This is a genomic window from Paenibacillus sp. S33 (genome assembly GCF_053615415.1).
The window spans coordinates 2,936,529-2,963,198 of the sequence record NZ_JBSIEZ010000001.1; the positions used below are offsets into that span (position 1 = coordinate 2,936,529).

Genomic DNA, 26,670 nt, shown 5'->3' on the forward strand with positions numbered 1-26,670 from the left:
TTTTGCGCCTCCAGGCAGGGAAAAGCGAAGGAGAAAACGTTTCTCCTTCGCTTCCTGAGCAATCACACTTGGTGGCATTGCTAAAATGTTCTTATTTATTTTCGTATTGCTTTAACAAAGCGGCAAGCTCATCGTCCACGGCGCTTTTCTTATCCAGCTCTTTGAACTCCTCATCCAACGATTTTTCCTTAGAGGACATTTCGTTGCTCGCTTCGGCACGTGCTTCTGCTTGCAGCATTTTTTCTTCCATACGCTTCAATCCTGCAGTTGCCGTATCAGAGCTAAAACCGTTCATAGCTTTGTTAATTTCGGTTTGCGCTTTAGCTGCATTATAACGGGCAACCAGTGTTTCGCGCTTGTTTTTCATTTCTGTCAGCTGTCTGCGCATTTCATCCAGCTTGCCACGTAGATTATCGGCTGCAGCTTTGTTCTGTTCGTAACCAGCTTTGAACTCGTTCATTTTTTGTTCAGCAGATTTCTTTTCTTCCAGCGCACGACGGGCCAGATCTACATTTTGTGCTTTTGCAGCGGTATGTGCCTGTTCTTCACGTTTCTTTACCAAAGCAGCCTGTTCTTCGTATTGCTGTTTGAACCTCTTTTCAATAGCAATTTGAGCGGCTACCGCTTTCTCTGCATCTTCCAGGTCCTCTTGCATATCACGAATGTATTGATCCGTCATTTTAATTGGATCTTCTGCCTTGTCGATAATGGCGTTAATGTTGGACATCGTAAGATCTCTTAATCGTTTGAAAATAGACATGTGAAGTTCCTCCTAGAGTTGAATGCTTAAATTTTAAGCTCTGTACACATGTTTACGCAAGCTTTGCAAAGAGGGTTTCAAAAATATCTAAAAACCGCGCAAGTAAGGCTCTGGGATGTCGGCCTGTACTTTTAGCTCCCGCGATGCATGCAGCGCCCAATAGGGATCACGCAGCATGGCACGCCCTATTGCTACCAGATCAGCTTCTTTCTGCTGAACAACCCGGCGGGCGTCCTCATAATCATCCAGTAAGCCAACAGCAATCACAGGTACATTCAGCTTTTCACGGATGGTATGAGCCAAATCCACCTGATAGCCGGCACGCGCAGACGGGCCTCCGCCAGAACCAATCGGACCCTCACCACCAGAAGAAATATGGAAAATATCCACACCTGCATCACGATATCGTTCCCCTACGCCTGTTATGTATTCCACATTATATCCATCCTCGACGTATTCTTTGGCAGATATCCGCATAAGCACAGGCATATCAGCAGGAAGAACCTCTTTAACTGCATGTATGACCTCAACACCGAACAGTGACAAATCCTGCCCATATTCATCTTCTCTGGTATTTGTTAAAGGCGAATGAAATTGATGGATCAGATAGCCGTGAGCGCCATGTATCTCAACCGTATCAAAACCGGCTTCCACCGCGCGGCGCGCGCCTTCTTTGTATGCCTGGACCAATTCCCTGACTTCAGCTGTCTTTAAGGCGTGCGGCTTTTTAAAGCGTTCGCTAAAAGGAATCGTGGACGGACCCACAGGTTGCTCAGCATCTTCAGCCTTGCGTCCAGCGTGGCCTAGTTGAATACCAATCTTGGCACCATACTTGTGGACTTCCTCTACAATCTTACGATATGCAGGAATATGTTCGTCACTCCAAATACCCAAATCACGATCCGTAATACGTCCATCTGGATGGACCGCTGTCATTTCCACAATAATAAGTCCAGTGCCTCCTACTGCCCGGCTCACATAATGGACATGATGCCAATCCGTTGGATTTCCGTCCTTGGCCTCCACGCTGTATTGGCACATCGGGGGCATGACAATCCGATTTTTTAAAGAAAGCCCCTTTAATTGATAAGGAGTAAACAAGTCGGTCACTTTTATCCATCCTTCCTTCAATTCCATGTCTGTATAATTATGAATTGCATCCCCATTATACACCAGCTGTCACAGTATACCGAATTCGTTGTAAGGCTAAAACTTGCGAAAATGCTCCTGTTTTCGGTCATGTTTAAGAGAATATGTACGTTTAGCTCCATCATCTTCATTGATAATCGTTTCATCGTGGGCTTCTTTCCAGTCGTTTATGAGCCGAACTTGGTTACCAGCATATTTTTAATAAGACAGGTACATAATAGTCGAGAGCACCACTAGGTACCACTGCACGGAAAGGGGGGGATACATATGCCGTACAGGGGAGTGTTGCCATGCTTGGCACTGTTACTAGCATTCTCAAGTTTACCCGTTCACGCGGATGCGCCTCCCAACACCGGAACGCCCCATCCCAAGGAAGCAGCTGTTGCTTCTTCTGTACATCAGAGCACAGATCGAGCAACTCCTACATTAGCAATGCTGCGTAAAAAACATGCGGACATTTTTAAAATGTGCGGCCCACACACCCGCCAAATTGCCCTAACCTTTGATGATGTGCCCGATTCTAGGTATACGCCGCAGGTTTTGGACGTATTACACGCTAATGGCATCAAAGCCACCTTTTTCATCGTCGGTCACCGTGCGGAAAAGCATCCGGGGATCATACGCCGTATTATCCGTGAAGGCCATGCTATAGGAAACCATTCCTATACTCATCCGGATTTTAGGAAGGCCACACCAGAACGCTTTCGCAACCAGATTACAAAAACAGAACGTATTTTACAAGCCAGCGCAGGTTTTCGCCCCAAGTTGATTCGTCCACCCTACGGTGAAATCACGGAGCCTCAAATCCAATGGGCACGTCGTCATGGCTATATGATTGTTAATTGGAATGTAGACTCTCTCGATTGGAAGGGATTAAGTAAAACACAAATTCAACGCAATGTGATCCCAGCTACCGGGCCTGGCTCTATTATTTTAATGCACGCAGGTGGAGGTCAAAGTTCCAACTTGCAAGGCACTGTCCAAGCTCTGCCGGGTCTAATTCACTCTCTAAAAGCTAAGGGCTACAAATTTGTGACAGTCCCCCGGCTACTCCACACATCGGAACGGAAATAACCATATGTTTATGATTGAGCAACAGCTAAAGCAACGTAAAAAAGCTGTCTTACCAGCAGAAGTTTTCTGCTCGTCAAGACAGCTTTTTTTTATGGATAAGACCTGATAAGAGTCCGACCTAGTTATATGCGGCAGGATACAGGTATTAAGTTTACATAATATATATTATTTTTTATTAAACCGTATATACGTACAATGCTATTTATCAATAACGTACAGCTTCACATTTTGAAATCCAAAGTCGTTCACAAATGATTTGTTGCCAGGAATAAAGATATCAATCCGCTTTCCTGTAATGGCGCTGCCCTGATCGCGAGCGACAGCCACAAAAGAATGATCCGGCAAACCTGGGTGGGAATAGCCTGTAACCAGCACTTTCGTGCCCATCGGAATGACGTTCGGGTCTACCGCAATTGTACCTAGTTTAAGCGGATTGCCGTAGTAGTCCACTGCTCCCCATTTACCATTCTCGTCGGCTGCGGCAGAATACGCTGAAGCCTTAACGTCAACTATTTTGCTATAGTTGAATGTTTTGCCCCAAGCTTCAATCGTTGGCCCCTCATTCGCTGGTGCTTTCTTCGTAAGAAGTTGCGGCTTCGAATCCGAAGCTGCCTTCACACTATTTTCGCCAGGCACCTTAATTTGCAGACCTGCATATATATTGTTGGAGGCAATGTTTGGGTTCGCCTTCGTTAGCTCGTCTACCGATACTCCATAACGTTGAGCAAGCAAAAAAAAGGTATCGCCCTCTTTGGCAGTGTGAAGCGAAGCAGCATCCGCTACTCCAGCTGTCTGTGCCAACCCTGCAATAGCTGCGGCAAGCACCGCAAATTTCATCGTTTTACCAATATGTTTTAGATGTTTCAAAGATATGTACCTCCTCTGTTATGCCTGCGAAGTTAGCTGTCGGATTCGGACTCAGGAGAAGCCCTATGCTTGTGCAATTCACCCCTAGGCATATTCCACATCGTCTTATGACGTATCGGAATGACTGCCGTTGTTACGTCCCCCGCACTTCCCATAGTTTGGGCCCAGCTTCAGCGGTTGTCATAACCACATGCTGTCCCGGTAAGTTTTGGCTTACTGCATAATATCACAATTTTGTAACCTTATCCGCATGAAAATGTTGGGAACCTTGAACATCATACTACACTCGTTACAATTTTGTCATCAACAAATCGATATTTGTTACGAAAGTATGGGGAAATGGTGTCAAAAAGAAAAAAAGCCCTCCGTCAAACGGAGGGTTTTTTTATAGATTATATCAGCACTTCCTTACAATACTTTGGCAAGAAAATCACGGGTGCGATCATGGCTTGGAGTGCCAAATACCTGCTCTGGTGTACCTTGCTCCACAATTTGACCGTTATCCATAAAGATGATTCGATCGCCTACCTCGCGGGCAAAGCCCATTTCATGCGTCACGATTACCATTGTCATGCCGCCTTCGGCGAGCTTCTTCATTACATCCAGAACCTCTCCAACCATTTCAGGGTCCAATGCAGAAGTCGGCTCATCGAACAACATTACGTGCGGCTGCATGGCCAAAGCACGCGCAATCGCAATACGTTGCTTCTGTCCTCCGGATAGCTGGTTCGGATAGGTATTCTTCTTATCCTCAAGCCCTACGGTACGCAAGAGTTCTAGCGAAATTTTTTCTGCTTCCTTCCCTGACTGTCTTCTAACCTGTGTTGGGGCAAGTGTCAGGTTCTGCAACACTGTTTTATGCGGGAAAAGATTAAAATGCTGGAACACCATCCCCATCTTCTCCCGGGTTACATTAATATTATGGCCACGAGCTGTAATCGGCTCGCCCTCAAACAAAATCTCCCCGTCCGTAGGCTGTTCCAACAGATTCATACAACGTAAAAACGTACTCTTCCCCGAACCGCTGGGACCGATGATGACGACGACTTCACCTTTGGCGATATCTATATCAATGCCTTTTAAAATCTCATTCTTACCGAACGATTTACGCAGTTGTTTAACGGTGATCACTGGCTCTCAACTTCCTTTCCCATAAACCCAGCAGCTTAGACAAGCTGAATGTCATTACAAAATAAATAGCGGCTGCGATTACGAACGGACTTAGTCCTTCGTAGGTGATGTTCTTAATGACCTGGGCCTGATACATAATATCTACCATCCCAATGGTCGAAATAATGGATGATTCTTTAATGATCGTAATAAACTCATTACCGATAGCAGGCAAAATAGATTTAAACGCTTGCGGCAAAATGACATGACGCATAGCTTTACCGCGTCCCATACCCAACGAACGAGCAGCCTCCATCTGTCCACGGTCTACTGCCTGGATACCTGCCCGGAAAATTTCAGCCAGATATGCTGAACTATTTAGAGACAATGTGATTATACCAGACTGGAGTGGGGTAAAATTGACACCCAGCGTCAAAGCAACTCCGTAGTGAATGATCATAAGTTGTACCAGCATAGGTGTGCCACGCAGGATCTCCACATAAGTGGTACCTAACCACTCAATGATGCGTATACCACTCATCCGCAGCAAGGATACGATCAGACCAATGATAAATCCAAACAGTACTCCGAGTGCAGACAGCAACAGAGTGTAGCCGATACCCGTAGCGTAAAAACTGCGGTATTTCCAAAAAATATCTACGATGTTATTAGAAGAAACCTGTCGATCTGCAGAGAGCGCGCTCGCTTCTGTGGAAAACTTCTCAATCGACCCGTCCGCTTTCAGGCGAGCCAACGTTTTATTTACAGAGGCAAGCAATTCTGCGTTCCCCTTGCGTATACCTACTGCTGTTTCTGCTCCGGCATCCTCAGGCACGGCCTTGGCAAGTGTTACGGTACCATCTAACGTGTATCCTTTAGCAACCGTATCTTCGATCACAACAGCGTTGATACGCTGGGTCCGCAGCTGGAGTACCAGATCGGATATTTTGTCCAGTGAGGTTACAGTGGCATTGGGTACTTTTTGAGCAATTTCTTCCTGAATACTCCCTTTTTGTGCGCCAATCTTCTCGCCTTTCAAAGTATCCATCGTAGGATATTTGTCTTTATCCTCTGGGCGTACCATAATGACTTGCTTGGAGCGATAATATACATCTGAAAAATCAATGCTCTTTCTCCGCTCATCCGTCGGTGTCATACCGGACAGTACCAAGTCTACACGACCACTTTGCAAAGCAGGCAGCAAAGAGTCAAAACTCATGTCCTCAGGGACCATCTCCGCATCCAAATCTTTGGCGATTTCCTTGGCGATATCCACATCGAACCCAACAATGGTATCCTTACCGTTAATGACTTTATGAAACTCATACGGCGGAAAGTCGGCACTCATGCCCACTACAAGCTTTTTCTGTGGCTTTGCTTCCGTTCCGTATGCAGTGAGCATGGGAAGACCAGTCAACAGCAAGATAACCGCCGACAAAACCAGGGCGGTAAAACGATATGCCTTTTTCAATCTTTTTTTCTCTCCTTAAATTCTTTATAATAAATAAGATTGTGTCATTATAAATGAATATGCATGATTATGCAATGAATGTTATCGTACAATTTCAGCATACCTAACGCAGTACCTACATTACAGTTTATATAAAGGAGTTTTCAGCATGGATTTTAAACAGACCATTCAAAAGACAATTGAGCAGCATGCCCCACGGTTTAAGGACATTTCGTTATATATTGGCGCAAATCCTGAACTTGGTAACGAGGAATTTCTGGCCGCTGCCCGTTTAAAAGAAGAACTGGTTTTTCACGGTTTTGAGGTCCAGGCACCCGTATTGGGCATAGAAACAGCCTTTATTGCAACTTACAAATCTGCAAAACCCGGACCGGTTGTCGCTTTTCTGGCAGAATATGACGCTCTGAAAGGTCTAGGACACGCCTGTGGGCACCATTTGATATGTATGATGAGTACCGGTGCTGCCGTCGGCCTCAAGTCGATCATCGACGAAACCGGTGGAGAAGTACGGGTATATGGTACACCTGCCGAAGAAACACGCGGTGCAAAGGTCCCGATGGCCGCTGCCGGGTTGTTTGATGATTGCGACATAGCACTTATGACGCATCCTTATGACCGTTACGAAAAATCAGGCAAATCGCTGGCGATTGATGCTGTACAATTCGAATTTTTTGGTCAATCCGCCCACGCGGCTGCCAGCCCGCATGAGGGCATTAACGCGCTGGACGCTGTGATTCAAACGTTCAATGGCATCAATGCGTTCCGTCAACAAGTAAAAAGTACAGTGCGTATCCATGGGATCATTAATCAGGGTGGGCAAGCAGCCAATATTATTCCTGATTACGCCTCAGCCCAATTTTATGTGAGGGCCGCTACACGTCAAGAACTGAACCCGCTGACTCGCCGTGTTATTCAAATTGCTGAAGGAGCTGCTTTACAGGCCGGATGTCGTTTGGAGACCTCCAATTATGAGACATCTTATGATGAAATGGTCACAAACCGCGTACTTTCCGATGCCTTTACCGCAAATTTGGTGCAGGCTGGCATTTCGCAAGAAGATATAACGGAAGGTGAAGATCACGGCTCCATGGATATCGGAAATGTATCGCTTCATTGCCCTGCTATCCATCCGTACATTCAAGTTATTGACGAGAAGCATGCCTTGCATACACCAGAATTCCGCGATTTGGCGATGCAGGACCGGGCCATGGAAGGAATGCTGCTGGCTGCGAGAACCTTGGCATGGACTGCTTGCGATGTAATCACGAATCCTGAACTGCTAGCCCAAATAAAAAAAGAATTCTCTCTGCTGAATAACGAAAGCTAAATCTTAATTCCGTGTTCTTTCAGAAAGGAGCAGCCAGCCATCATGGATAGTATGAGCAGCTTTTGGACGTTGTTTATTGTGGTGGACCTCATCATTGTTTGGTTTATATTCCGTGCAATACGCAGGAACCGGGGAAACAGAAAAACACGGCGCCGGAATGCTTTTTTCCTCAGCTCCCCTTCTCCTTCGTCCCTTACACAGGAGCGTCATCCAGAGATTACAGAGCTGATGCAGCTACTGGAGCAATCCATACCCGCCTCCTATGCTCATTGCGTAAGGAGTCGTGTAATGGAAGCCCACCCAGAGCTGACGGACCAAGAATATGATTGGCGCTGGCATGAGCTAAAACGATATTTTATGCTATGCGCGATTATGAATAGAGTGCCTATGTTCAGTAGTGATGTGGATGAATTATGGCACGAAATGTTGATGTTTACCCGCGAATATCAGCAATTCTCGGAAGCTTTTTTTGGTCGTATGCTTCACCATGCGCCCCATTCCGGCGGCTCTAAGCCGATGCCTGAGGAGCGGGCGTGGTTTGACTGGTTGTATGTGGAATGCTTTGGCTGGAACCGCTATAGCGCCAGTTTGTGGGGTACTTTTTTTAATCATCCATTACCGAACGACGAGCTTTCGCGCTATTATAAACTCGCAACTTCGGCGCAGCCAGCAGGTGACCGCTGGAATACACAGGAGAATACAGCCATTTCACAGCAGGCCCAACAAGCGGTTCATAAGATTGTACAACATCTGCGCGACCGGGTGAATAAAGCGGTGGATGATCCTGAGGGGAAGCAATTGCCTAAGGTCAACTATTTACAGGTCGACTATTTATTATTAGCTGTTGTGTGGTATTCATGGTATCAACCTGAACAATTTGCCGTACACATGCACCCTGATGCTACAGGTAATGCCGCATTAGCTAGCTCATCCGGCTGTAGCTCGGCAAGCGGTTGCTCGAACTGGGATACACATCACTCGCACCATCATTCCTCCCATGACAGTTCTCATCATGGAGGCTCTTCTCACCATGATTCAGGCGATTCTGGTAGTCATTCTTCGTGTAGCAGCGGCTCTTCATGTGGAAGCAGCTGTGGTGGCGGGGGCGACTGATCATAGCAAAAAGGGAATTCCTCAGCCAAACACTGGCTAAAGGGATTCCCTTTTTCATTAACATGACTATGGTGTTCCTACTCTGTTCAGTCCGTCTTTGTTAGCAAATGGTAAATATCCATATACGCTTTAGCTGAAACATCCCAACTATATTCTCCTGCAAAAGCCGTCTGTGTAAGTTTCGACCAATGCTCAGATTGGCGATAAAAATGAACAGCACGACGAATAGTGTTCAGCATATCATGTGCATTGTAGTTCGTGAAACTAAATCCGTTTCCTTCCCCTGTGGACTCATTGTAAGCCTGCACAGTATCGTTAAGACCCCCTGTTTCTCGCACAATAGGGATACTTCCATAACGAAGCGCCAGCAGTTGGCTGATCCCGCAAGGCTCAAACCTTGATGGCATAAGATACATATCACTTGCCGCATATATTTTTCGTGACAGAGGTTCGCTAAAAGCGAGCTGCGCCGACATTTTCAGTGGATAGCGTCCCGCTGCCTCACGAAACCAATGCTCAAAAGCCGGATCCCCTGTTCCCAGCACGACAAACTGGATATCATCATAATACAGGATTTCATCAAGCACTCTCGTTACCAGATCTAGCCCCTTCATATCTACAAGCCGGGTTACCATGGCAATCATAGGTACGTCTGGCCGCACCGGCAGACCCAACTCCTTTTGCAGGCCAATTTTGTTTTCCTTTTTCTTTGTCAGACTCGTGCGGTACTTCGTATAAATACGATTGTCCGTGGCAGGATTGTAGCTTTTGGTGTCAATTCCGTTCACAATCCCTGTTAAGCGACCCTGATCTCCCAATTTACGAAGCAGACCCTCCAGCCCGTATCCGTAAAATTCTGTTTGAATCTCCTCTGCATAGGTTGGACTCACGGTCGTGACATGATCCGAGTACGTAAGCCCACCTTTCATAAAATTCAGTCTGCCATGATACTCCACACCCTCGGGGGTGAAATAGCTTCCATCCAGGTTGAGCAGCTCAGTTAAGACCTCATACGGAAAATCCCCTTGATACAGCAGATTATGTATCGTAAACACCGTGCGAATATCGCTGTAGAAGGGCAAATGTCGATAATCGGCATTCAGAAGCAGCGGAACCATTGCCGTATGCCAATCATGACAATGCAAAATATCCGGCCGAAAGTTCAGTTCAGGCAGCATTTCTAAAATCGCCCGGTTAAAAAAGGAAAAACGTTCGCCATCATCCATATAACCGTAAATACCGTCACGACCGAAGTAATACTCATTGTCTATAAAATAAACCTTGATTCCGTCTAATGTCAGTTCCTCTATTCCGCAATATTGATTACGCCAGCCTACGGCTACTTGCTTCACCGCTACCGGACGCAGAGACTTTTTATAAGTATCGGGAATCCCCGCATATTTAGGTAAAATGATTCGGACGTCGCACCCCGCCTGACGAAGTGCCTTCGGCAGTGCGCCAATGACATCAGCCAACCCGCCTGTTTTAATAAATGGATGTGCTTCTGCTGCCGCAAACAAAATGTTCATATGTGCTTCCTCCTTATGTGTTTAATCTGCTTTTTTAGACCTACGAGGCGCTTTCTTGAGTACAACGATGCTTAAGGGTGGTATGGTCACCTCCAAGCTGTGAAGCTGTCCGTGGCAAGGAATGGAGGCGGTCCGTATCACTCCGGTATTTAGCTGGCCATTTCCCCCAAAGTCCTTATGATCACTGTTCAGCAGTTCGATATAACTCCCGGCCTTTTCCAGCCCAATTCGATAGTTCTCTCTGGGCACGGGCTGAAAGTTAATTAGCACGACCAGTGTATCTCCCGGCTTTTTACCTTTACGTAAATACGTAATTACGCTCTGCCCACGGTCCTCCGCTTCAATCCACTGATATCCATCCCACGAATGATCCAGTTCCCATAACGCCTTTTCCTGAATATACAAATGATTCAGCGCTTTCGTATAAGCGTGCAGCGAACGGTGACTGTCATAATCCAACAGAAACCAGTCAAGCTGCTCTTCATCCTTCCATTCGATGAATTGGCCGAATTCCCCTCCCATAAATAAGAGCTTTTTGCCCGGTGAGGTGATTTGGTAACCGAGAAGCGCTCGAAGCCCGGAAAATTTTTGCTCATAGCTACCTGGCATTTTATCAAGCAGCGACTTCTTACCATGAACAACCTCATCGTGCGACAACGGCAGTGTAAAATTCTCGCTGTACGCATAAGCTATGGGGAATGTCAGCAAATTATGGCGCTCTGGCCTTTGATCGAAATCCGTTTCGATATAATCAAGCGTATCGTTCATCCAGCCCATATTCCACTTGTAATTAAAACCGAGTCCTCCATCGCTTACCGGGGAAGTCACCATCGGCCAGGCACTGGACTCCTCTGCCATCATCAGAGCATACGGATAATAGCGGAATACTGTTTCATTCAGTTGTTGAAGGAAGGCAATAGCCTCCTCATTTTCAATGCCTCCTTTAGAGTTAAAACGATATTGACCGTCCTGCTTTTCAAAATCCAGCCGTAGCATACTTGTCACAGCATCTACGCGCAGGCCGTCAATATGGTATACATCCATCCAGAATAGCGCATTAGATATTAGGAAAGAACGCACCTCCGGCTTGCTGTAATCAAACGTCAGCGTTCCCCAGCCGGGCTTTTCCGCAATCAGCGGATCCGCGTATTCGAACAGGGGCGATCCGTCAAACAGCCTTAATCCATGAGCATCTTTTGCAAAATGGGCTGGCACCCAATCCATCAGCACTCCGATTCCCGCCTGATGGCAACGATCCACCAAATACATAAAATCATGCGGCTCTCCATAACGGCTTGTGAGTGCAAAATATCCGGTAAGCTGGTAGCCCCAGGAAAGATCATACGGATGCTCACTCAGCGGCATCAGCTCAATATGTGTATACCCCATATCGGTCACATAAGGCACAAGAAGCTCAGCTATTTCCCTGTATGTATAAAACGTACCATCTTCTTTTTGCTTCCAAGTGCCCAGATGAAGCTCGTATATGTGCAGAGGCTTTCCATAAGGTGCTCTACGTTTTCGGCGCCAAATCGCATCGTTCCAAGCATAACCATCTATAGAAGCTACCACAGAAGCCGTTGCTGGCCTCACTTCAGCACGTACCGCGTAAGGGTCTGCTTTCAGAAATCGTTCACCGTTTGCACCCGTAATGTCGTATTTGTAAAAAGTTCCTTGGGATATCCCCGGAAAAAAACGACTCCAAAAACCGGATTTGGGAACCCTATATAAGGAATCCTGTTCCCCATTCCAGTTGTTGCGATCTGTAGCAAGCCCGACATGGAGAGCATGAGGAGCCCAGACCGTAAAGCGGACGCCCTGTTCTCCGTTCTCCACAGTAAGGTGGGAACCCAAAGATCGGTAGCTGTGATAAAGCGTTCCTTCATGAAACAAATAAATATCTTCCGATGAAATAGCCTGTTGCGGAAGAGTTTGGTCTGTCATCACGTCACCACCCTTATATGTTTTGTAAGTAAAAATGTATGAATCGGTAATGCATTCGCTTTTGGGTCAAAGCTGACTTGAGTTATTACCCCATTCTAGCCACATTGAACAGAAAAATGACTAGGAAAAAAATAAACCTTAGTTTTGGGGGAATCTTATATACCTTATGGTTTCAAGAGTACCCCATACCGTTTATGTATGTACTACACTGACAACTAAACCGGGAGGGAAACGAAATGTTTAATAAAGAATGCATTGCCATGCTGCTGGCAGGCGGAGAGGGACGCCGTCTTGCTCCCCTTACTTCAACGATTGCAAAACCCGCCGTACCTTTTGGCGGTCATTACCGGATCATCGATTTTCCTCTCAGTAACTGCGTAAATTCAGACATTGATACTGTAGGTGTCTTGACGCAATATGAGGCAGAATCCTTGCACGAACATATCGGAGATGGAACACCATGGGGTCTTACAAAAACAGATGATAAAGGAATTACCCTGCTTCCATCTTATAACACAGGTAACGCTGAATACTTAGGAACGGCAGATGCTATTCATAAGAATATCGAATATATTGACAGCCAAAATCCGGAGCATGTGCTTATTTTATCCGGTGATCATATCTACTATATGAATTATCGTGAAATGCTGAACTACCATAAGGAAAAAGGAGCTGCGGCTACCATTTCTGTCATGGAGGTACCTTGGGATGAAGCACACCGTTTTGGTGTTATGAGTGCCGATGAAGATCTGCGTGTCACAGAATTTGCAGAGAAGCCGGAGAAACCGGAAAGTAATTTGGCCTCCATGGGGATTTACCTTTTCAAATGGGATTACTTGAGAAATTACCTGTTAGAAGACGCACAGGATGCTCAATCCAGTCATGATTTTGGTAAAGATATCATACCTAAAATGTTGGCGGACCAAGAATCCTTGTACGTTTATGAATTCCAGGGCTATTGGAAGGACGTAGGTACCGTTAAAAGCCTATGGGATTCACACATGGATTTGTTAGAGGATGATTGTGCGATCGACCTTCAACGCAAGGACTGGCCGATGTATACACGTGAACGCCGCACAAGGTTGAGCGCACAAAAGGTACCTAACCGTCAAACACAACCATTGGGCAGCTTGTTGCATGATTCCTGCCAAGTAGAGGGCCGAATAGAACGCTCCGTTGTATTTAGTGGTGTCGAGGTAGGTAAAGGTTCAGCCATTAAAGAAAGTATCGTTATGCCTGACACACGCATTGGACGTAACGTCCATATTGAACATGCGATTATCGGTGAAGGTGCTGTGATTCGCGATGGTGCTGTCATTAAAGGTAAACCGGGCGAAATTATGGTCATCGGACCCAATGAAACGGTATTTGGTAAAATGGCGGTACGACCGCAAACTACACGTATGCTGAAAGAAGCTTACGAGCGCAATACACGCTTGCGTGCCGAAGGTTTTACTTCATAACGTTACCCCAAATTAAAAACAGCCAGCCCTCCCGATTTGAGAGGACTGGCTGTTTTTCTAATTACACCTATAAGTAGGCTTTAAATCTGTCCTTCAGTAAGTTGTGATGGTTCCACGGATTGCTCTGCTTGCAGAGCAGGTAATGAAACCGTAATGGTAGTTCCAGCCCCCAGTTCACTTCTGATGAGCATCTGACCATGATGGCGCTCGATAAACTGTTGCGAGATTGCCAATCCCAGTCCAGTACCACCGTTTTGGTGGTCTACCTGGAAAAAGCGGTCTCTGACTCTGGCAAGGTTTTCAGCACTAATTCCAATCCCTGTATCTTGTACGGATATCTCGATATTGCCATCAATCCGTTGTAGAGACAGAAAAATAATCGAACTTTCATGCGAAAACTTGATAGCATTATCCACAATGTTCAAAAACACCTGTTTTAGACGGTTACCGTCTCCATGGACGAGATATGCCGTTTCCTCCGAATCCAGCTGAAGTTTTATCTGCTTCATTTCTGCCTTGGCCCATACGTTCAGCATAATTTCCTGTAAAAGCTCCCGTAGATCCACCGTTCCCATCACAAGCTTCATGGCATTTTGCTCCAACTTGGAAAAATCGAGAATTTCCTCCACCAAGCCAATCAGCCGATCGGTCTCCTTAGAAATAATCTTCATCCCGATTTTCGTCTCTTCCGGGTCATATCCGCCAGAATTTAACGTTTCACTCCACCCCTTAATAGATGTAAGTGGAGTACGCAATTCATGAGATATGGATGAAATAAAATCATCCTTGATTTGATTTGTTCTGACAATTTCCTGTGCCATATAGTTCAGAGTCGAAGCCAGTTCACCCAACTCATAACGATAATCGCCTTCAATGCGTGCATCAAACCTCCCCTGAGCCATCTGAGCAGATACATCGCGGATATTATTAATCGGTCTAACAATGGAATTCGCGAGCCCTGTGCTGACTACAAATACAATGATCAGTACAGCTGCCATGACTCCCACTGAAAATAGTGTAATGATGAACAACTTGTCATTTACTAATTCCAGTGAAGTCGTATACCGGATGATATACACCTGGTCTCCGACGATATTGTCCAGTTTTTGAGATACCGCCATCATCTGCTGCCCCGTACTCGGTTGCTTTCCGATCCATTTGCCTGTATCTCCAACTAAGGCTTGTGTCACATCACTTGTTTGCACATTAAGATCTGAAGCAAAATTTGTCGAGTTATCAATTACATTTCCCTGTTCATCAAGCACTTGTAGTTCGGTTTTGGGCAGAGAAAAATCTAACAAATAGGATTGTAATGATTGCTCGGACTCCTTGAATTTGGATGCAAATTCACTTACCGATTCGATACGGCTTTCGATATGTTTGTAAATGGAGTCGTAATAGTACGACCGGAGTGCAAACATAAAAATGACTTCTACTAACAGAAGCGCCAAGAACACTACGAAAAAATAGTGAAGCACAATCTGTCGGCGAATCCCCTTTTTGATCATTGAGACTGACCTTTCCATTTATATCCATGTCCCCAGACTGTTTGTAAAAAAGCTGGCTCGGAAGGATTGTTTTCAATTTTCTGCCGCAGACGTCGGATGTTCACATCCACAATTTTCGGATCGCCCATATATTCCTTGCCCCATACGTGGTCAAGTAGAACATCTCGGCTGAGTGGCGTATTTTCTTTTTCAAGAAAAAATTGAATCAAGGAAAACTCAGTCGGTGTCAGCTCGATCAGCTGCCCGTTCTTCTTAAATTGCTTAGCAATCAAATCTAGCGTGAACGGCCCGGATTGGAAGGATACTTTGGCTGCTGTTTCACGATGTACATTCACCCGACGCAATAACGATTGAATACGTGCAATCAGCTCCGTCGGGCTAAAAGGCTTGCTCACATGATCATCGGCCCCTACAGACAAGGCATACACCTTATCCTGCTCCTGTACCTTCGCTGTGAGAAAAATAATGCCGATGCGCTCATTCGTTTCCCGGATTCTCCGACAGACCTCAAAACCATCCATACCAGGTACCATTACGTCGAGCAGTGCAATATCAATATCCCGCACCGTGTTCAAAATATTCAGAGCCTCATGCCCTTCCGACGCCTCCAACACCTCAAAACCGTTACGCTTCAAGTTAATGACGATAAAGCTGCGAATGGATTCCTCATCTTCCATGATTAAAACTTTACTCACTCTACTCTACCTGCCTTTCCCCCATCTTGTTTTTAATGGTTTTACGCGGTTCCAGCTCACTGGATCGCTTAATGCCAATGACCTGCGCATTCGTTCTCCACAGTTGGCTATAACCTTCGTTGTTTCGTTCCCATTGTGACAACGAGAAAAATTTAATTTCCGCTATCGTTTTGTCTGTATCATCCAAAATGAAGCGCAAATAGCTGTCCTTCTTCGAAACTTTCGGATCAATAGTCACCTTGCCATGCAGCTCTTTCGGTAATCTGAAGTAGACCTGTTCATTAGAATCACGATACTGCTGCTGCTTAAAAATCGTCCCTTTCGCCCCGTCCCACTGATAGAACGACACAAAATATGGAACCTCATCCAGCGGCTTGTTACTCCAACCTTTAGGCTTCTCCAAATTACCAAATTCCAGAATGCCGTCACCATCCACATCACCACTGGCGATGGTCGCATCCTTGAAGGTGACATCCATAAGATTAAGCTTCCTGAGCTTGCCGTGATCCATCACAATAACATTGGAAACGGTAGTGGTCTGGGCAATTTTGGTGTCTATAATAACCCCCTGCCTACCCTCGGCTACCTTGCCAGCAACGACATTATAGACACTTAAGACCTGACTGTCCAAATCCAACGATCCGATTTCCTTAAAGGTTCCCCCACTGAATTGAAACGTTTTAACAGTAAAGAATTCATTACGTCGCAGCGTGATAATCGTCAAATCATTCAAATTATCCCCGTTCAAGTCCATCTTGTTATGGTTAAAATCATCTACGACGAAGTCCGTATAACCTGTAGCATATATTTTCTCCAGAGTTCCTCCGGTATAGGAATACACGATGAGTCCCTTCTGATCCCCGCCATCGCCACTATCTCCGCTGGAAAAACCCGCTACAATATCGAGTGTTCCATCATTCGTTAAATCCACGAGCTTAAATGACTCCAGCACAGTGCCTTCCCCATCAAACGTCAGCTTCTTTACCCACGTTCCGCCCTGATCTTCAAACAAGGCACCATGTATTTTTACGCTCTCATCTGGTGTTTCATAAAAGAGCACTGCTTCGTCTGTGCCATCATTGTTCAGATCACCCGTCCGAATTGGCGTCGGGTCATCTGGGTCATTCGGCCTTAAAGGCTGTACCGCCCCTAGCTGCGTATTCACTGCACCATTCAACTGCTGTTTCTCGTCAGACATCGTCGGTGTCTCCATCAGCGAAATGGGATCGCTAATAACATTACAGCCGCTTAAAAATCCAGCAAGGAGCAGCAAGGAACAGCAGCCAGCCACCATTCTTAACAGCATTATATTCACTTCTCTTGCCGTCCCCTTCACAATTTGTTCTTTTCTGCTTGTGTCAATCGTCTTCCCTGAATATCAAACACCAATTCACCATCATTCAACCCCCATATACGGGAAGCAAAGCGTTCAGCCATTTCCAGCGGCAATACAGTCATGATCGTCACCCGCTCGTCAGAACACAGCTTGCGAAAGGTCTCCAATACATGCGCTGCCGAAGCTGGATCAAGTCCATTTACAGGCTCATCAGCTAAAATAACTTTAGCTCCGTGCACGAGAGCACGCGCAGTCGCTACCCGCTGCCGCTCGCCACCGCTGAGCTTGTCACATTTATCATGCGCCTTATCCAGCAGACCCAGATCCTCCAGTACGTCCATCGCTCCCATATAATCGTCGGAACGCACCATCCCCGTCACCATTCTCCACATTGGAGTTTGACCGGATCTGCCAATGAGCACATTTTTAAGAGCGGTTCGATTCATATTTAGATGCGGGTTTTGCTCCAGGTATGCCCATTCCCGCTTTATTTTCTTCTTGCCCGTCCACCCGGATTTCAGCACATCATTGCCACCTACAATTAAACTGCCTTCATCCCATGGCTCTTGTAAAGCAAGACAGCGAAGCAGCGTTGTTTTGCCGCTTCCACTTGGCCCCACTATGGCAATGAATTCGCCCTGATGAATTTCAGCATCAATTCCTCGAAGTAGCTGGGTCCGTTCAGGCCCCACTTGCTTGGTCAGCTTCCGAATTTTAATCATCTAAGTGATTCCCCTTTGCGCACCATCAATACTGTTTATATTTTATAGTAAATGTGAAACAAATACCATGCAAACCGCAGTTTTAAACCGCCGTTACTCTTTTTCTGGAAAACAGACCTAACAATCCGAAAACAACGTAACTACCTCCAAGGACAAGAAACATACTGCCTTGAGTTCCAAAGTCCAGCAACCCTCCGCTAATATTAGGTCCGATCACACTTCCCAGATTAAAATGAAAGGATGCCAGTACATTCGCGGCTGCTAAAAATGATTTGGGCAGCAGATCAGCGGCATAGGCCAAACCGAGGGAGAAAAAGGAGCCTACTAAACCACCTGCTAGGGTCAGCAATATCAAAGTCAACATAAAATGATTGCCGCTCCAAGGTAGCAACATAAAGGTCATTCCCCCTGCTATACCTACGCTCATTAGCACCTTTTTACGTCCCCAACGGTCACTCAATATCCCTAGCGGTAGCTGCAGCACTAACCCTCCCAAACTGACGAACGGCAGCAAGGCGGCGATTTCATCGGTATGAAAGCCAATACGCAGGCCATAGACTGGAAAGTTACTGTTCAGGCTCGCTTCCATATAGCCGTATAGAAATGCAGGTAAAAGAGCGTACCATGCCCAGCTGTAGCTGCGACGAAATCTTTGAGTGGGACGCGCCTCGGACTCCAGCCTCTCCGGTCTGGAGTCCGGCAGCTTAATTAACACCAACAGCAAAACAAGCAAGCATAATAAGGCCAACGCAGCGAATGGAACCAGCATTCCATAATCGAGTAGCCATAATCCCAATGGTCCTAATGCAAAACCCAGACCGTATGACATACCATAAAAGGAAATGTTGCGGCCTCGCTTCTCTGCTGGAGTCACCAGCAATATCCATAGCTGCGCAGAGTAGTGTAACGCACTGTCACCAATACCTACTAGCAGACGCAGTATGAACCATACCCGAATATCAGGGATTAGCGGGAATAGCAGCAGCGTAACGAGCACTAGCACAAGCCCTCCGGCCATCAGCTTTTTGAACCCTAAACACCCCAATGTCCGTTCTGCCACCAACGTCATTGCGAATGAACCAATATACAGGGCAGCCGCATTCATTCCGTTTAGTGAAGATGAAACTCCCATTTGTTCCAACGAGATAGACAGAATAGGTAATAATAAACCTTGGCATAATCCGGCAACAATAATAACAGCAATTAAAATAAAATAATGAACCCGTAACGACGACGACATCCTAGCTCCTCCTGATCGGACAAATAAAATAATTAAAATCAATGTTAAGAAATGATTTGCATTTGATTCCATAATCAATAATAATTCTTATCACTATGTATTCCATGCTGTCCTGCAAAACCGGCAAATCACATATACAAATTCAGGTGTAATTAGTGTATTAAAGAATAGAAGAAAAAAATCGCCATCTGAGATGACGATTTTACGGAAAGAGCTTGTCTGGTATGTAACCGACTCCTTCGGTTAAGGAGCCTCGTATGTTCAATCCGAACCCATTCACGTCACAACGCACTATTTCATATTATAGTGGACAATCTCTGGCAGAACAAGCCATAATAAATAAGTGAGCAATTATTAAAATGCTCATGTTTTGCTTATGGACGGGCTTAATTACGTTCACCGCTCTGGGCTAGAAGACAGAATAGGAGGCATTGGTTCCATGAGTTATCAAATTAAAATAGACACTTCTCCAATTTATGAATTGCTCGGCAGCTTCATGGCCTATGTGACTAAAAAGTGGGTCCAAGATATGGACTTGGGACATGAATGGATCGACAAGGTAGATGCACGACTACAACATGAAGTTCGTACTGAGCTTGCTACAGCTCAGGATTGCCCTTTTAGCGATTATGACGCACTCTATGCCTGGGCGTTACTTCGACCGGAATCGGATGAAATATCTGATTATATCTCTTATTTGGACCACGGTCCGGATAAAGATATGTTTGAGCTGCTCGTTCCGCATATCCCTTTTTTAACCTTTGAAGAATCTTTACGCATTCGTAAGGTATACGCACCACTCCTTAGATTGTGGGATCGTGATTATTTTCGGGCCTTGGAAGGCGAACTACGTGTGTTGGCAGAAGAAGACGCTGCGGAAAAACGCATGCTGCTGAGTAAGATGGAACCGGAAGCACTGGTTGAATATGCGACAGCTGGACTAGTCGTGCCACACGTGGAAGACCTGGATACAGTAGTCCTATTTCCGGTTGTCCATAATCGCCCGATTAATTCATACTGTTTTTATACCCGCACACTTCTGATCCAGTATCCGGTAGATATCCCCGAGGAGAGCGAGGAAGAACCGCCTACGCTTCTGCTACGGCTCACTCGAGCTGTCAATGATCCGCAGCGACTGCGAATTCTACGTTATGTAGCTCAAGGTCCTAAGTCTCTCGAAGACATGCGCCACGATTTGAGCCGTTTGGAAGATACACTCATGTCTGATATGATGATTTTACGAGTGGCTGGTCTGCTCCGTATTCACATCGGACGTTATCATAAGGAAAAATTCAGCATCCGTCCCGATGGCGCGGCTGATTTACAGGTATTTTTGGAATCCTATATTGGATTGTAATTTGAATTGTACTTTTAGTTATAACCGAAGCAGCGTTAAAGCTTTGGCTTGGAAGGAGTATGCATCATGTCGTATCCGAAGCAGCACATTTTATTTGATCTTGATGACACCTTAGTCCACTGCAACAAGTATTTTGACCTTATCCTCAACCACTTTTTCGATTTGCTTCAGGAATGGTTTGCAACTCATAACCTAACGAAAAATACGATTCGTGAAAAACAAATCGAAATTGATGTGGCTGGAGTTCATCAGGTGGGCTTTGCCAGTGAGCATTTCCCACAATCTCTGATAGATACGTACCAATTTTTCTCGGAACAATTCGGACGCCGTCTCGATTCACGGGAAGAGCAGGAGCTTCGCTCTCTTGGCCGAAGTGTATACGAACAGGAAATCGAACCGTATCCAGGCATGGTCGAAACGCTGAACTCCCTCCAAAAAGCAGGGCATTCCCTTCATCTTTATACTGGTGGTGAGCAGATCATTCAAGAAAGAAAGATTGAACAAATGAAACTGGCTACCTACTTTGATGACCGCATCTACATTCGTCAGCATAAAAATGTTGAAGCACTGGAAGAAATCATCCAGATGAATCGCTTGGACCGAAGCATCACCTGGATGATCGGGAATTCTCTGCGCACTGATGTATCTCCAGCCCTTGCCGCAGGTATTCATGCTGTCTATCTCAAGCAGCCTAAGGAATGGATTTACAATATGGTTGAATTGCAAAAAAACGTGAACTCCGTGATGTATACGATACAGAAGCTGACGGAAGTACCACGGGTTATCCACGAAAGCATACAATTACATCAACAAAAAAGGACCCTCGGATAGGGTCCCTTTTTTGTATTTAAATTGTTATTCAACCTTTGATTCAGCCAAAATAGTGGTCTAAACCTTGTCTCAGGATTCCTCTCGAACGCTAAGTTGTCCTGTACCTGGTTCATTCAGAATAATTCGCGCTTTGACGGTCGATCCATCTTTACGCTTAAAAGACAACAATTGCGTCTGTCCCTTTGTCAACAGAGACTTGAGCATCGTTTCGGTAATCTGCTTGCCAGCATATTCCTTCCAGACGACAAAACCACAGCCCTGCTTGTAGTGGCTGCACCCATACCCTTTACGCCCTTCAATAATGCTTCCGCCACAATTAGAGCATGGGCAGCTACCCAAAGCTTGCCTTTGGCTCACTGAAATGCCTGAGTGTCCGTCAGAAGAGCTGCGTGCAACGGAACCTGCTGTTCCCGCAGCACGACTTGCTGGTGGTGCTGCTTGCTCCAGCGTTGCGCTTCCAGCGTTACCACCGCGTCCTGATGTAGCACGCCCCACCCCCTTGGCGGCGGTGCGTCCACTCGCACGTGCGCTACGTGCGCCTTCTTTTCCAGCTGCACGCTTCCCCCTTGCTTCCTCGCCAAAGGCATCTGCCGGAGCTGGTGGCTGCTGCCTCACCTTGTCAATGATGGACAACGTAAATCTTTTAACGTTATCCATAAATTTCTCCTGAGCCGCCTCACCCTTGGAAATTTGATGTAGACGACGTTCCCATTGACCTGTCATCTCCGGCGAGGCTAATAGATCAACCCCGGCATGACGGATCAGATCAATAGCCATCTTTCCCTTTTCCGTAATAAGAATCTTTTTGCCCTTCATTTCAATATAGCCAACCTTTTTCAATCGTTCAATTGTGGCAGCCCGTGTGGCAGGTGTGCCTAAGCCGGCATCCTTCATGACCTCACGTAATTCCTCATTCTCCATCTGTTTGCCTGCGCTTTCCATCGCCTTAAGCAATGTACCCTCCGTGTAGCTTTTGGGGGGCTGAGTTGCCTTTTCTTTCATCTCAGCACGAACACACTCCACCGGACGTCCCGCATCAATCTCAAACTTCTTGTCCGTCCACTCGTCCGTTTCCTCTTCATCCTCTTTTTTCGATGATTTGCTCTTTTTACCTTTATCCTGGTCAACCTTACTTAAAACCACTTTCCATCCCAAGGAAAGAAGCTCTTTGATATTTGTTTTAAACTGATGCTTGTCCACCTGCGTCATTACGGTATGCATTTTATATTCAGCAGGCGGAAAAAAATGTGACAAAAACCTGCGAATAACCAGGTCATATACATTTTGCTCCTCCTTGCTTAGCGTACCTGGTCTTTTTAACGTTGGCAGAATAGCATGGTGATCTTCGACACGAGATGGATTGCAGACCGATTTATTCTGTTTATGGACCAAGTTGGGGTTGGCTTGTTGTACCAGATCAGCATAAGGACCTGTCCCCAGCATCCGTAGCGCCTTGTGCATGCCGTCTATATTTTGCTCTGTCACATAGTTAGAATTGGTACGCGGATAAGAAATGACCTTGTGACGCTCATAAAGCGCTTGTGCCACATCTAGTGTTTTTTTGGCCGAATAACCGTACTTGGCATTCGCCTCGCGTTGAAGCAACGTTAAATCGTACAATTTAAAAGGATACTCTTTTGTCTTCTTTGTGTCATATTTGGTGATTTTACCCATTTTTCCGCGAACGGCTGCAGCGATCGCCTCAGCTTCCTCCGGCTTCGTCAGCCGATCCCCCTGCCACGCACCTTTGTACTTGATCTGATCTTGCTTAAATTCAGCCCACACATCATAGAAGGTTTGAGACTGAAATGCCTCAATTTCCTTTTCCCGGTCATGAATCAATGCCAGCACGGGAGTCTGCACCCGCCCTACTGACAGCAGTGTATTATGTCGTGTTGTGAACGCTCTGGAAGCATTCATTCCGATCAGCCAATCCGCTTCACTTCGTGCCCTCGCAGCTTGAGTCAGAAATTCAAACTCTGAAGCATCTCGCAATCGTTCAAAGCCTTTCGCAATACTCTCCGCTGTCAAATCTGAAATCCACAGTCGCTTAACTGGCTGATGCAACTTCAATTGCTGTTGAATCAACGCAAAAATATATTGCCCTTCCCGTCCAGCATCACAAGCATTTACGATGGCATTGCAGCGTTTAGCCAGTTCACCAATTATTTTCAGCTGATCCTTTGTTTTCGGATTTGGTACAATTTTGAACTGCTCAGGGATAATAGGAAGATCCTTTATATTCCATCGTTTGTACTTAGCATCGTATGCATCCGGCTCAGCCAAACCCAGCAAATGTCCGATCGCCCAGGTTACAATGTATTTCTCCCCTTCCAAATAGGTACGGTTATTTTTCGCCCGCGGCTCCATAACGGCGGCAATCGTCCTTCCCATATCTGGTTTCTCAGCAATAATCAACGTCTTCATTCATACTCCATTCCTTCCTGACGGCCTTCTGTTTCTCCTCCATGAATCATACATATACATGGAATGTTTATGAAAACACAGGTATCCCGGCCTCATGCAAAAGGAGCCTTCTCCCGACGAAAGCTCCTTTGTAAATTCATTTAGTCAAACGCTTCAACAATATACGTGTATTATACCATAGATACCATGGTTCTCTCAGGTCACGATTTTATACAGTCAACGAAAGTTATGTATACGTCAATTTATATAACATAAAAATCAACTTTTATCTAATTTTCTTGTGAAATAATCATTTTTTCTATAAAAAATCTACACTAAACACCCCTTTTTATGTTATGATCAATTTAGATAAGAAATATATGGTGATAAGATTAAATTTAAGTTATATTATATAACATATATTTCACAATGTTTCACAGCTCAATAATCATTTATTCATTTTTCGCTTCTGGCAGACTCAGCTTGAAATACAATAAAGCCCCATCCGAAGATGGAGCTTTGACTAATCCGTAACATAAAATTTATAATCACACCAAAACGGTAGCGCCCATGAGGTATTTATCAACCTCTCGTGCAGCTTCTCGACCTTCATTAATAGCCCACACGACAAGACTTTGTCCGCGACGCATATCACCTGCAGCAAAAACCTTATCCACATTAGTAACATATTTTCCATAACGTGCTTTAACGTTGGAACGACGGTCCGTCTCCAAACCAATTTGCTCTACAATCGTTTGCTCAGGACCATCAAATCCAATGGCAATAAGAGCGATTTGTGCAGGGAATACGCGCTCCGTACCTGGAATCGGTTGATAGATTTTGCGCCCCGTTTCATCAACAATCCGTTGAATTTGAATGGTGTGCAGCTCTTTCAGATTACCGTTCTCATCACCTACAAATTTGGTCGTCATGATGGAGAACTCACGTGGATCTTCTCCGAACAACGCCTTAGCTTCTTCCTGTGCATAATCGAGAGAATACACGTTTGGAAATTGTGGCCAAGGATTGGCAATCGGGTCACGCTCCATAGGCGCTTTGGTGTGTGTGCCAAATTGAGTGACACTCCGACAACCATGACGCAAAGAAGTAGCTACACAGTCCGAACCCGTATCACCGCCACCGATTACAATAACGTCCTTACCTTGGGAAGACAAATAGTTGCCATCTTCCAGATTGGAGTCCAAGTAACTTTTGATGGTACCGTTCAGATAATCCATCGCATAATGAACACCCTTCAAATCGCTACCTTCAATGTTGAATTCTCTTGGCTTCGTAGAACCACCGCATAGGACAACAGCATCATATTCAGCAATCAACTGATCGGTAGGGATATCTTTGCCGATTTCCGTATTTGTGATGAATTGAATACCTTCAGCCTCCAGCAAATCCACACGCCGCTGAACAACCTTTTTATCCAATTTCATGGACGGTATGCCATACATCAATAATCCACCCACACGATCTGCACGCTCATACACAGTCACGCTGTGCCCTGCTTTGTTAAGCTGTGCAGCTGCAGCCAAACCTGCCGGACCCGAACCGACAACAGCCACTCGTTTGCCTGTACGCTTTTCTGGCGGATTAGGGACAACCCAGCCTTCCTCAAAACCCTTTTCGATAATAGCTTCCTCAATGGTTTTAATTGTAACAGACTGTCCGATCAGGCCGACTGTACACGAACCTTCACATGGCGCAGGACAGACACGACCTGTAAATTCCGGGAAGTTATTCGTTTTGTGCAGCCGCTCTAGCGCTTCCTTCCACAAACCACGATATACGAGATTGTTCCATTCCGGAATGAGATTATGAACCGGGCAGCCTAAAGTTGCTCCCATGATATCCATCCCCGTATGACAATAAGGAGTTCCGCAGTCCATACAACGCGCCCCTTGGGTACGCAGCTCTTCTTCAGACATATGCTTATGGAATTCTTCCCAATCCTTTATACGCTCTGCCGGGTCCCGGTCTGTAGGAAGCTGTCGTGTGTATTCCATAAATCCAGTTGGTGTAGACATGTTACGTTCCCCCATCTCTTCGCTTATGAACCCCGATCATCCATTCAGAATTTAAGTCAAATTCGAATTTGTCTGTTGTATTATGAAAGGGTCTGTTCTCGTTGAATTTGATTTATTGTATCACAATACAGCGTAAAAGTAATGAAAACTTATGCAACTTTTTGCATCAACACCAAAAGGATTTTTTATATGGTTTATTAATTTTTCAAATGAGTGGGGTCGGCTACAGTCTATTCTTATTCCGTTTTCTCGTAAACAACAAAACGGTACTCATATGGATTTCTGTCATCCTTGATACCCGGAGTCTCACTAACTATATTCCAACCGTTCCAATCCAGCTCAGGGAACGTTGTGTCGCCTTCAAAAGTCTCCTCAATCCGAGTCACAATCAGCCGATCGGCATGTGGCCAAAACAGTGCATAAATTTCTGCTCCTCCAATGACCATTAGCTCCTCCTGCTTTGCTAATTGGAGCCCTTCTTCCAGTGAATGAATCACTTCCGCACCTTCCACCTGATAACACTGATCTCGAGTTAAGACGACGTTACGTCGGTTTGGCAGGCTTTTTCCTCCAAAGGATTCCCACGTATTGCGCCCCATGAGTACCGTTTTATTAATCGTCTGCTCTTTGAAAAAGGCCATGTCTCTAGGGAGGCGCCAGGGAAGTTTGTTATCCCGGCCAATCACACCATTTTGTGCCATAGCCCATATCATTGAAATGCCCATTTTTCCA

At 45.6% G+C, this 26,670-nt stretch carries 21 protein-coding genes and 1 riboswitch; of the genes, 6 read left to right on the forward strand and 15 right to left on the reverse strand.

Annotated features, from left to right (window positions below):
- Window positions 1–91: 91 nt before the first annotated feature.
- Window positions 92–760, reverse strand: a complete 669-nt coding sequence (locus ACWGXJ_RS13420) for a PspA/IM30 family protein (RefSeq protein WP_013310486.1) — start codon at window positions 758–760, stop codon at window positions 92–94.
- Between the two features lie 87 nt (window positions 761–847).
- Window positions 848–1,870: an NADH:flavin oxidoreductase/NADH oxidase gene (locus ACWGXJ_RS13425; protein WP_081330763.1), complete on the reverse strand. Its 1,023-nt coding sequence runs from the start codon at window positions 1,868–1,870 to the stop codon at window positions 848–850.
- A 306-nt stretch (window positions 1,871–2,176) separates the two neighbouring features.
- Between ACWGXJ_RS13425 and ACWGXJ_RS13430 the strand changes: the two genes are divergently transcribed.
- Window positions 2,177–2,983, forward strand: a complete 807-nt coding sequence (locus ACWGXJ_RS13430; RefSeq protein ID WP_069289669.1) for a polysaccharide deacetylase family protein — start codon at window positions 2,177–2,179, stop codon at window positions 2,981–2,983.
- Window positions 2,984–3,181: 198 nt separating this feature from the next.
- Here ACWGXJ_RS13430 and ACWGXJ_RS13435 read toward each other — a convergent pair whose 3' ends face one another.
- The 3 genes from ACWGXJ_RS13435 to ACWGXJ_RS13445 form a co-directional block, all read right to left on the reverse strand.
- Window positions 3,182–3,850: a 3D domain-containing protein gene (locus ACWGXJ_RS13435; protein WP_452566944.1), complete on the reverse strand. Its 669-nt coding sequence runs from the start codon at window positions 3,848–3,850 to the stop codon at window positions 3,182–3,184.
- A gap of 6 nt (window positions 3,851–3,856) precedes the next feature.
- Window positions 3,857–4,025: riboswitch (cyclic di-AMP (ydaO/yuaA leader) on the reverse strand.
- Window positions 4,026–4,258: 233 nt separating this feature from the next.
- Window positions 4,259–4,981: an amino acid ABC transporter ATP-binding protein gene (locus ACWGXJ_RS13440; protein WP_061828246.1), complete on the reverse strand. Its 723-nt coding sequence runs from the start codon at window positions 4,979–4,981 to the stop codon at window positions 4,259–4,261.
- The gene (locus tag ACWGXJ_RS13445) at window positions 4,968–6,431 is read right to left on the reverse strand and encodes an ABC transporter substrate-binding protein/permease (RefSeq protein ID WP_165176986.1); all 1,464 of its coding nucleotides are present in this window, start codon (window positions 6,429–6,431) and stop codon (window positions 4,968–4,970) included. Before ACWGXJ_RS13445 ends, ACWGXJ_RS13440 begins: the two co-directional genes overlap by 14 nt.
- A gap of 148 nt (window positions 6,432–6,579) precedes the next feature.
- Here ACWGXJ_RS13445 and ACWGXJ_RS13450 point away from each other — a divergent pair, with 148 nt between their 5' ends.
- Entirely contained in the window at window positions 6,580–7,758 is a 1,179-nt protein-coding gene (locus ACWGXJ_RS13450; protein ID WP_061828244.1) for a M20 family metallopeptidase, read from the forward strand.
- Window positions 7,759–7,800: 42 nt separating this feature from the next.
- Window positions 7,801–8,871 carry a glycine-rich domain-containing protein gene (locus ACWGXJ_RS13455; RefSeq protein WP_322160867.1) on the forward strand — a complete coding sequence of 357 codons (1,071 nt, stop codon included), beginning with the start codon at window positions 7,801–7,803 and terminating at the stop codon, window positions 8,869–8,871.
- A gap of 86 nt (window positions 8,872–8,957) precedes the next feature.
- Here ACWGXJ_RS13455 and glgA read toward each other — a convergent pair whose 3' ends face one another.
- Both glgA and glgB read right to left on the reverse strand, forming a co-directional pair.
- Window positions 8,958–10,400 (reverse strand): glycogen synthase GlgA, encoded by a 1,443-nt coding sequence (glgA, locus tag ACWGXJ_RS13460; protein ID WP_250261215.1) that lies wholly within the window; start codon window positions 10,398–10,400, stop codon window positions 8,958–8,960.
- A 21-nt stretch (window positions 10,401–10,421) separates the two neighbouring features.
- Window positions 10,422–12,344 carry a 1,4-alpha-glucan branching protein GlgB gene (glgB, locus tag ACWGXJ_RS13465; RefSeq protein ID WP_452566945.1) on the reverse strand — a complete coding sequence of 641 codons (1,923 nt, stop codon included), beginning with the start codon at window positions 12,342–12,344 and terminating at the stop codon, window positions 10,422–10,424.
- Window positions 12,345–12,580: 236 nt separating this feature from the next.
- Between glgB and ACWGXJ_RS13470 the strand changes: the two genes are divergently transcribed.
- Window positions 12,581–13,807, forward strand: a complete 1,227-nt coding sequence (locus ACWGXJ_RS13470) for a glucose-1-phosphate adenylyltransferase (protein ID WP_430151118.1) — start codon at window positions 12,581–12,583, stop codon at window positions 13,805–13,807.
- 80 nt (window positions 13,808–13,887) lie between these two features.
- Here the strand turns inward: ACWGXJ_RS13470 and ACWGXJ_RS13475 are convergent, their stop codons facing one another.
- The 5 genes from ACWGXJ_RS13475 to ACWGXJ_RS13495 all read right to left on the reverse strand — a co-directional run bounded on the left by ACWGXJ_RS13475 (window position 13,888) and on the right by ACWGXJ_RS13495 (window position 19,308).
- Window positions 13,888–15,315 (reverse strand): sensor histidine kinase, encoded by a 1,428-nt coding sequence (locus ACWGXJ_RS13475; RefSeq protein ID WP_452567905.1) that lies wholly within the window; start codon window positions 15,313–15,315, stop codon window positions 13,888–13,890.
- Entirely contained in the window at window positions 15,312–16,010 is a 699-nt protein-coding gene (locus tag ACWGXJ_RS13480) for a response regulator transcription factor (protein ID WP_007432526.1), read from the reverse strand. The genes ACWGXJ_RS13475 and ACWGXJ_RS13480 overlap by 4 nt, the downstream gene beginning before the upstream one ends.
- A 1-nt stretch (window position 16,011) precedes the next feature.
- Entirely contained in the window at window positions 16,012–17,346 is a 1,335-nt protein-coding gene (locus tag ACWGXJ_RS13485) for a hypothetical protein (RefSeq protein ID WP_348619849.1), read from the reverse strand.
- The gene (locus ACWGXJ_RS13490; RefSeq protein WP_254325511.1) at window positions 17,343–18,068 is read right to left on the reverse strand and encodes a phosphonate ABC transporter ATP-binding protein; all 726 of its coding nucleotides are present in this window, start codon (window positions 18,066–18,068) and stop codon (window positions 17,343–17,345) included. The genes ACWGXJ_RS13485 and ACWGXJ_RS13490 overlap by 4 nt, the downstream gene beginning before the upstream one ends.
- 82 nt (window positions 18,069–18,150) lie before the next feature.
- Entirely contained in the window at window positions 18,151–19,308 is a 1,158-nt protein-coding gene (locus ACWGXJ_RS13495) for an MFS transporter (protein ID WP_452566946.1), read from the reverse strand.
- Between the two features lie 439 nt (window positions 19,309–19,747).
- Here ACWGXJ_RS13495 and ACWGXJ_RS13500 point away from each other — a divergent pair, with 439 nt between their 5' ends.
- Together ACWGXJ_RS13500 and ACWGXJ_RS13505 are read left to right on the forward strand one after the other, a co-directional pair.
- Window positions 19,748–20,665 carry a hypothetical protein gene (locus tag ACWGXJ_RS13500; RefSeq protein ID WP_061828235.1) on the forward strand — a complete coding sequence of 306 codons (918 nt, stop codon included), beginning with the start codon at window positions 19,748–19,750 and terminating at the stop codon, window positions 20,663–20,665.
- 66 nt (window positions 20,666–20,731) lie between these two features.
- Window positions 20,732–21,496, forward strand: a complete 765-nt coding sequence (locus ACWGXJ_RS13505) for an HAD family hydrolase (protein WP_029517450.1) — start codon at window positions 20,732–20,734, stop codon at window positions 21,494–21,496.
- A gap of 69 nt (window positions 21,497–21,565) precedes the next feature.
- Here the strand turns inward: ACWGXJ_RS13505 and ACWGXJ_RS13510 are convergent, their stop codons facing one another.
- From ACWGXJ_RS13510 to ACWGXJ_RS13520, 3 genes are all read right to left on the reverse strand, one after another.
- The gene (locus ACWGXJ_RS13510; RefSeq protein ID WP_452566947.1) at window positions 21,566–23,923 is read right to left on the reverse strand and encodes a DNA topoisomerase 3; all 2,358 of its coding nucleotides are present in this window, start codon (window positions 23,921–23,923) and stop codon (window positions 21,566–21,568) included.
- Between the two features lie 527 nt (window positions 23,924–24,450).
- Window positions 24,451–25,938, reverse strand: a complete 1,488-nt coding sequence (locus ACWGXJ_RS13515; protein ID WP_061831490.1) for a glutamate synthase subunit beta — start codon at window positions 25,936–25,938, stop codon at window positions 24,451–24,453.
- Window positions 25,939–26,174: 236 nt separating this feature from the next.
- The gene (locus ACWGXJ_RS13520) at window positions 26,175–26,663 is read right to left on the reverse strand and encodes a dihydrofolate reductase (RefSeq protein WP_452566948.1); all 489 of its coding nucleotides are present in this window, start codon (window positions 26,661–26,663) and stop codon (window positions 26,175–26,177) included.
- Window positions 26,664–26,670: the final 7 nt, after the last annotated feature.

Bases quoted from the DNA above. Each gene is read 5' to 3' on its own strand.
- ACWGXJ_RS13455 (WP_322160867.1), top strand. From the start codon at position 7,801: ATGGATAGTATGAGCAGCTTTTGGACGTTGTTTATTGTGGTGGACCTC.
- ACWGXJ_RS13500 (WP_061828235.1), top strand. From the start codon at position 19,748: ATGAGTTATCAAATTAAAATAGACACTTCTCCAATTTATGAATTGCTC.
- ACWGXJ_RS13475 (WP_452567905.1), bottom strand. From the start codon at position 15,315: ATGATCAAAAAGGGGATTCGCCGACAGATTGTGCTTCACTATTTTTTC.
- ACWGXJ_RS13505 (WP_029517450.1), top strand. From the start codon at position 20,732: ATGTCGTATCCGAAGCAGCACATTTTATTTGATCTTGATGACACCTTA.
- ACWGXJ_RS13420 (WP_013310486.1), bottom strand. From the start codon at position 760: ATGTCTATTTTCAAACGATTAAGAGATCTTACGATGTCCAACATTAAC.
- ACWGXJ_RS13450 (WP_061828244.1), top strand. From the start codon at position 6,580: ATGGATTTTAAACAGACCATTCAAAAGACAATTGAGCAGCATGCCCCA.
- glgB (WP_452566945.1), bottom strand. From the start codon at position 12,344: ATGACAGACCAAACTCTTCCGCAACAGGCTATTTCATCGGAAGATATT.
- ACWGXJ_RS13490 (WP_254325511.1), bottom strand. From the start codon at position 18,068: ATGATTAAAATTCGGAAGCTGACCAAGCAAGTGGGGCCTGAACGGACC.
- ACWGXJ_RS13515 (WP_061831490.1), bottom strand. From the start codon at position 25,938: ATGTCTACACCAACTGGATTTATGGAATACACACGACAGCTTCCTACA.
- ACWGXJ_RS13430 (WP_069289669.1), top strand. From the start codon at position 2,177: ATGCCGTACAGGGGAGTGTTGCCATGCTTGGCACTGTTACTAGCATTC.
- ACWGXJ_RS13470 (WP_430151118.1), top strand. From the start codon at position 12,581: ATGTTTAATAAAGAATGCATTGCCATGCTGCTGGCAGGCGGAGAGGGA.
- ACWGXJ_RS13495 (WP_452566946.1), bottom strand. From the start codon at position 19,308: ATGTCGTCGTCGTTACGGGTTCATTATTTTATTTTAATTGCTGTTATT.
- ACWGXJ_RS13510 (WP_452566947.1), bottom strand. From the start codon at position 23,923: ATGAAGACGTTGATTATTGCTGAGAAACCAGATATGGGAAGGACGATT.
- glgA (WP_250261215.1), bottom strand. From the start codon at position 10,400: ATGAACATTTTGTTTGCGGCAGCAGAAGCACATCCATTTATTAAAACA.
- ACWGXJ_RS13520 (WP_452566948.1), bottom strand. From the start codon at position 26,663: ATGGGCATTTCAATGATATGGGCTATGGCACAAAATGGTGTGATTGGC.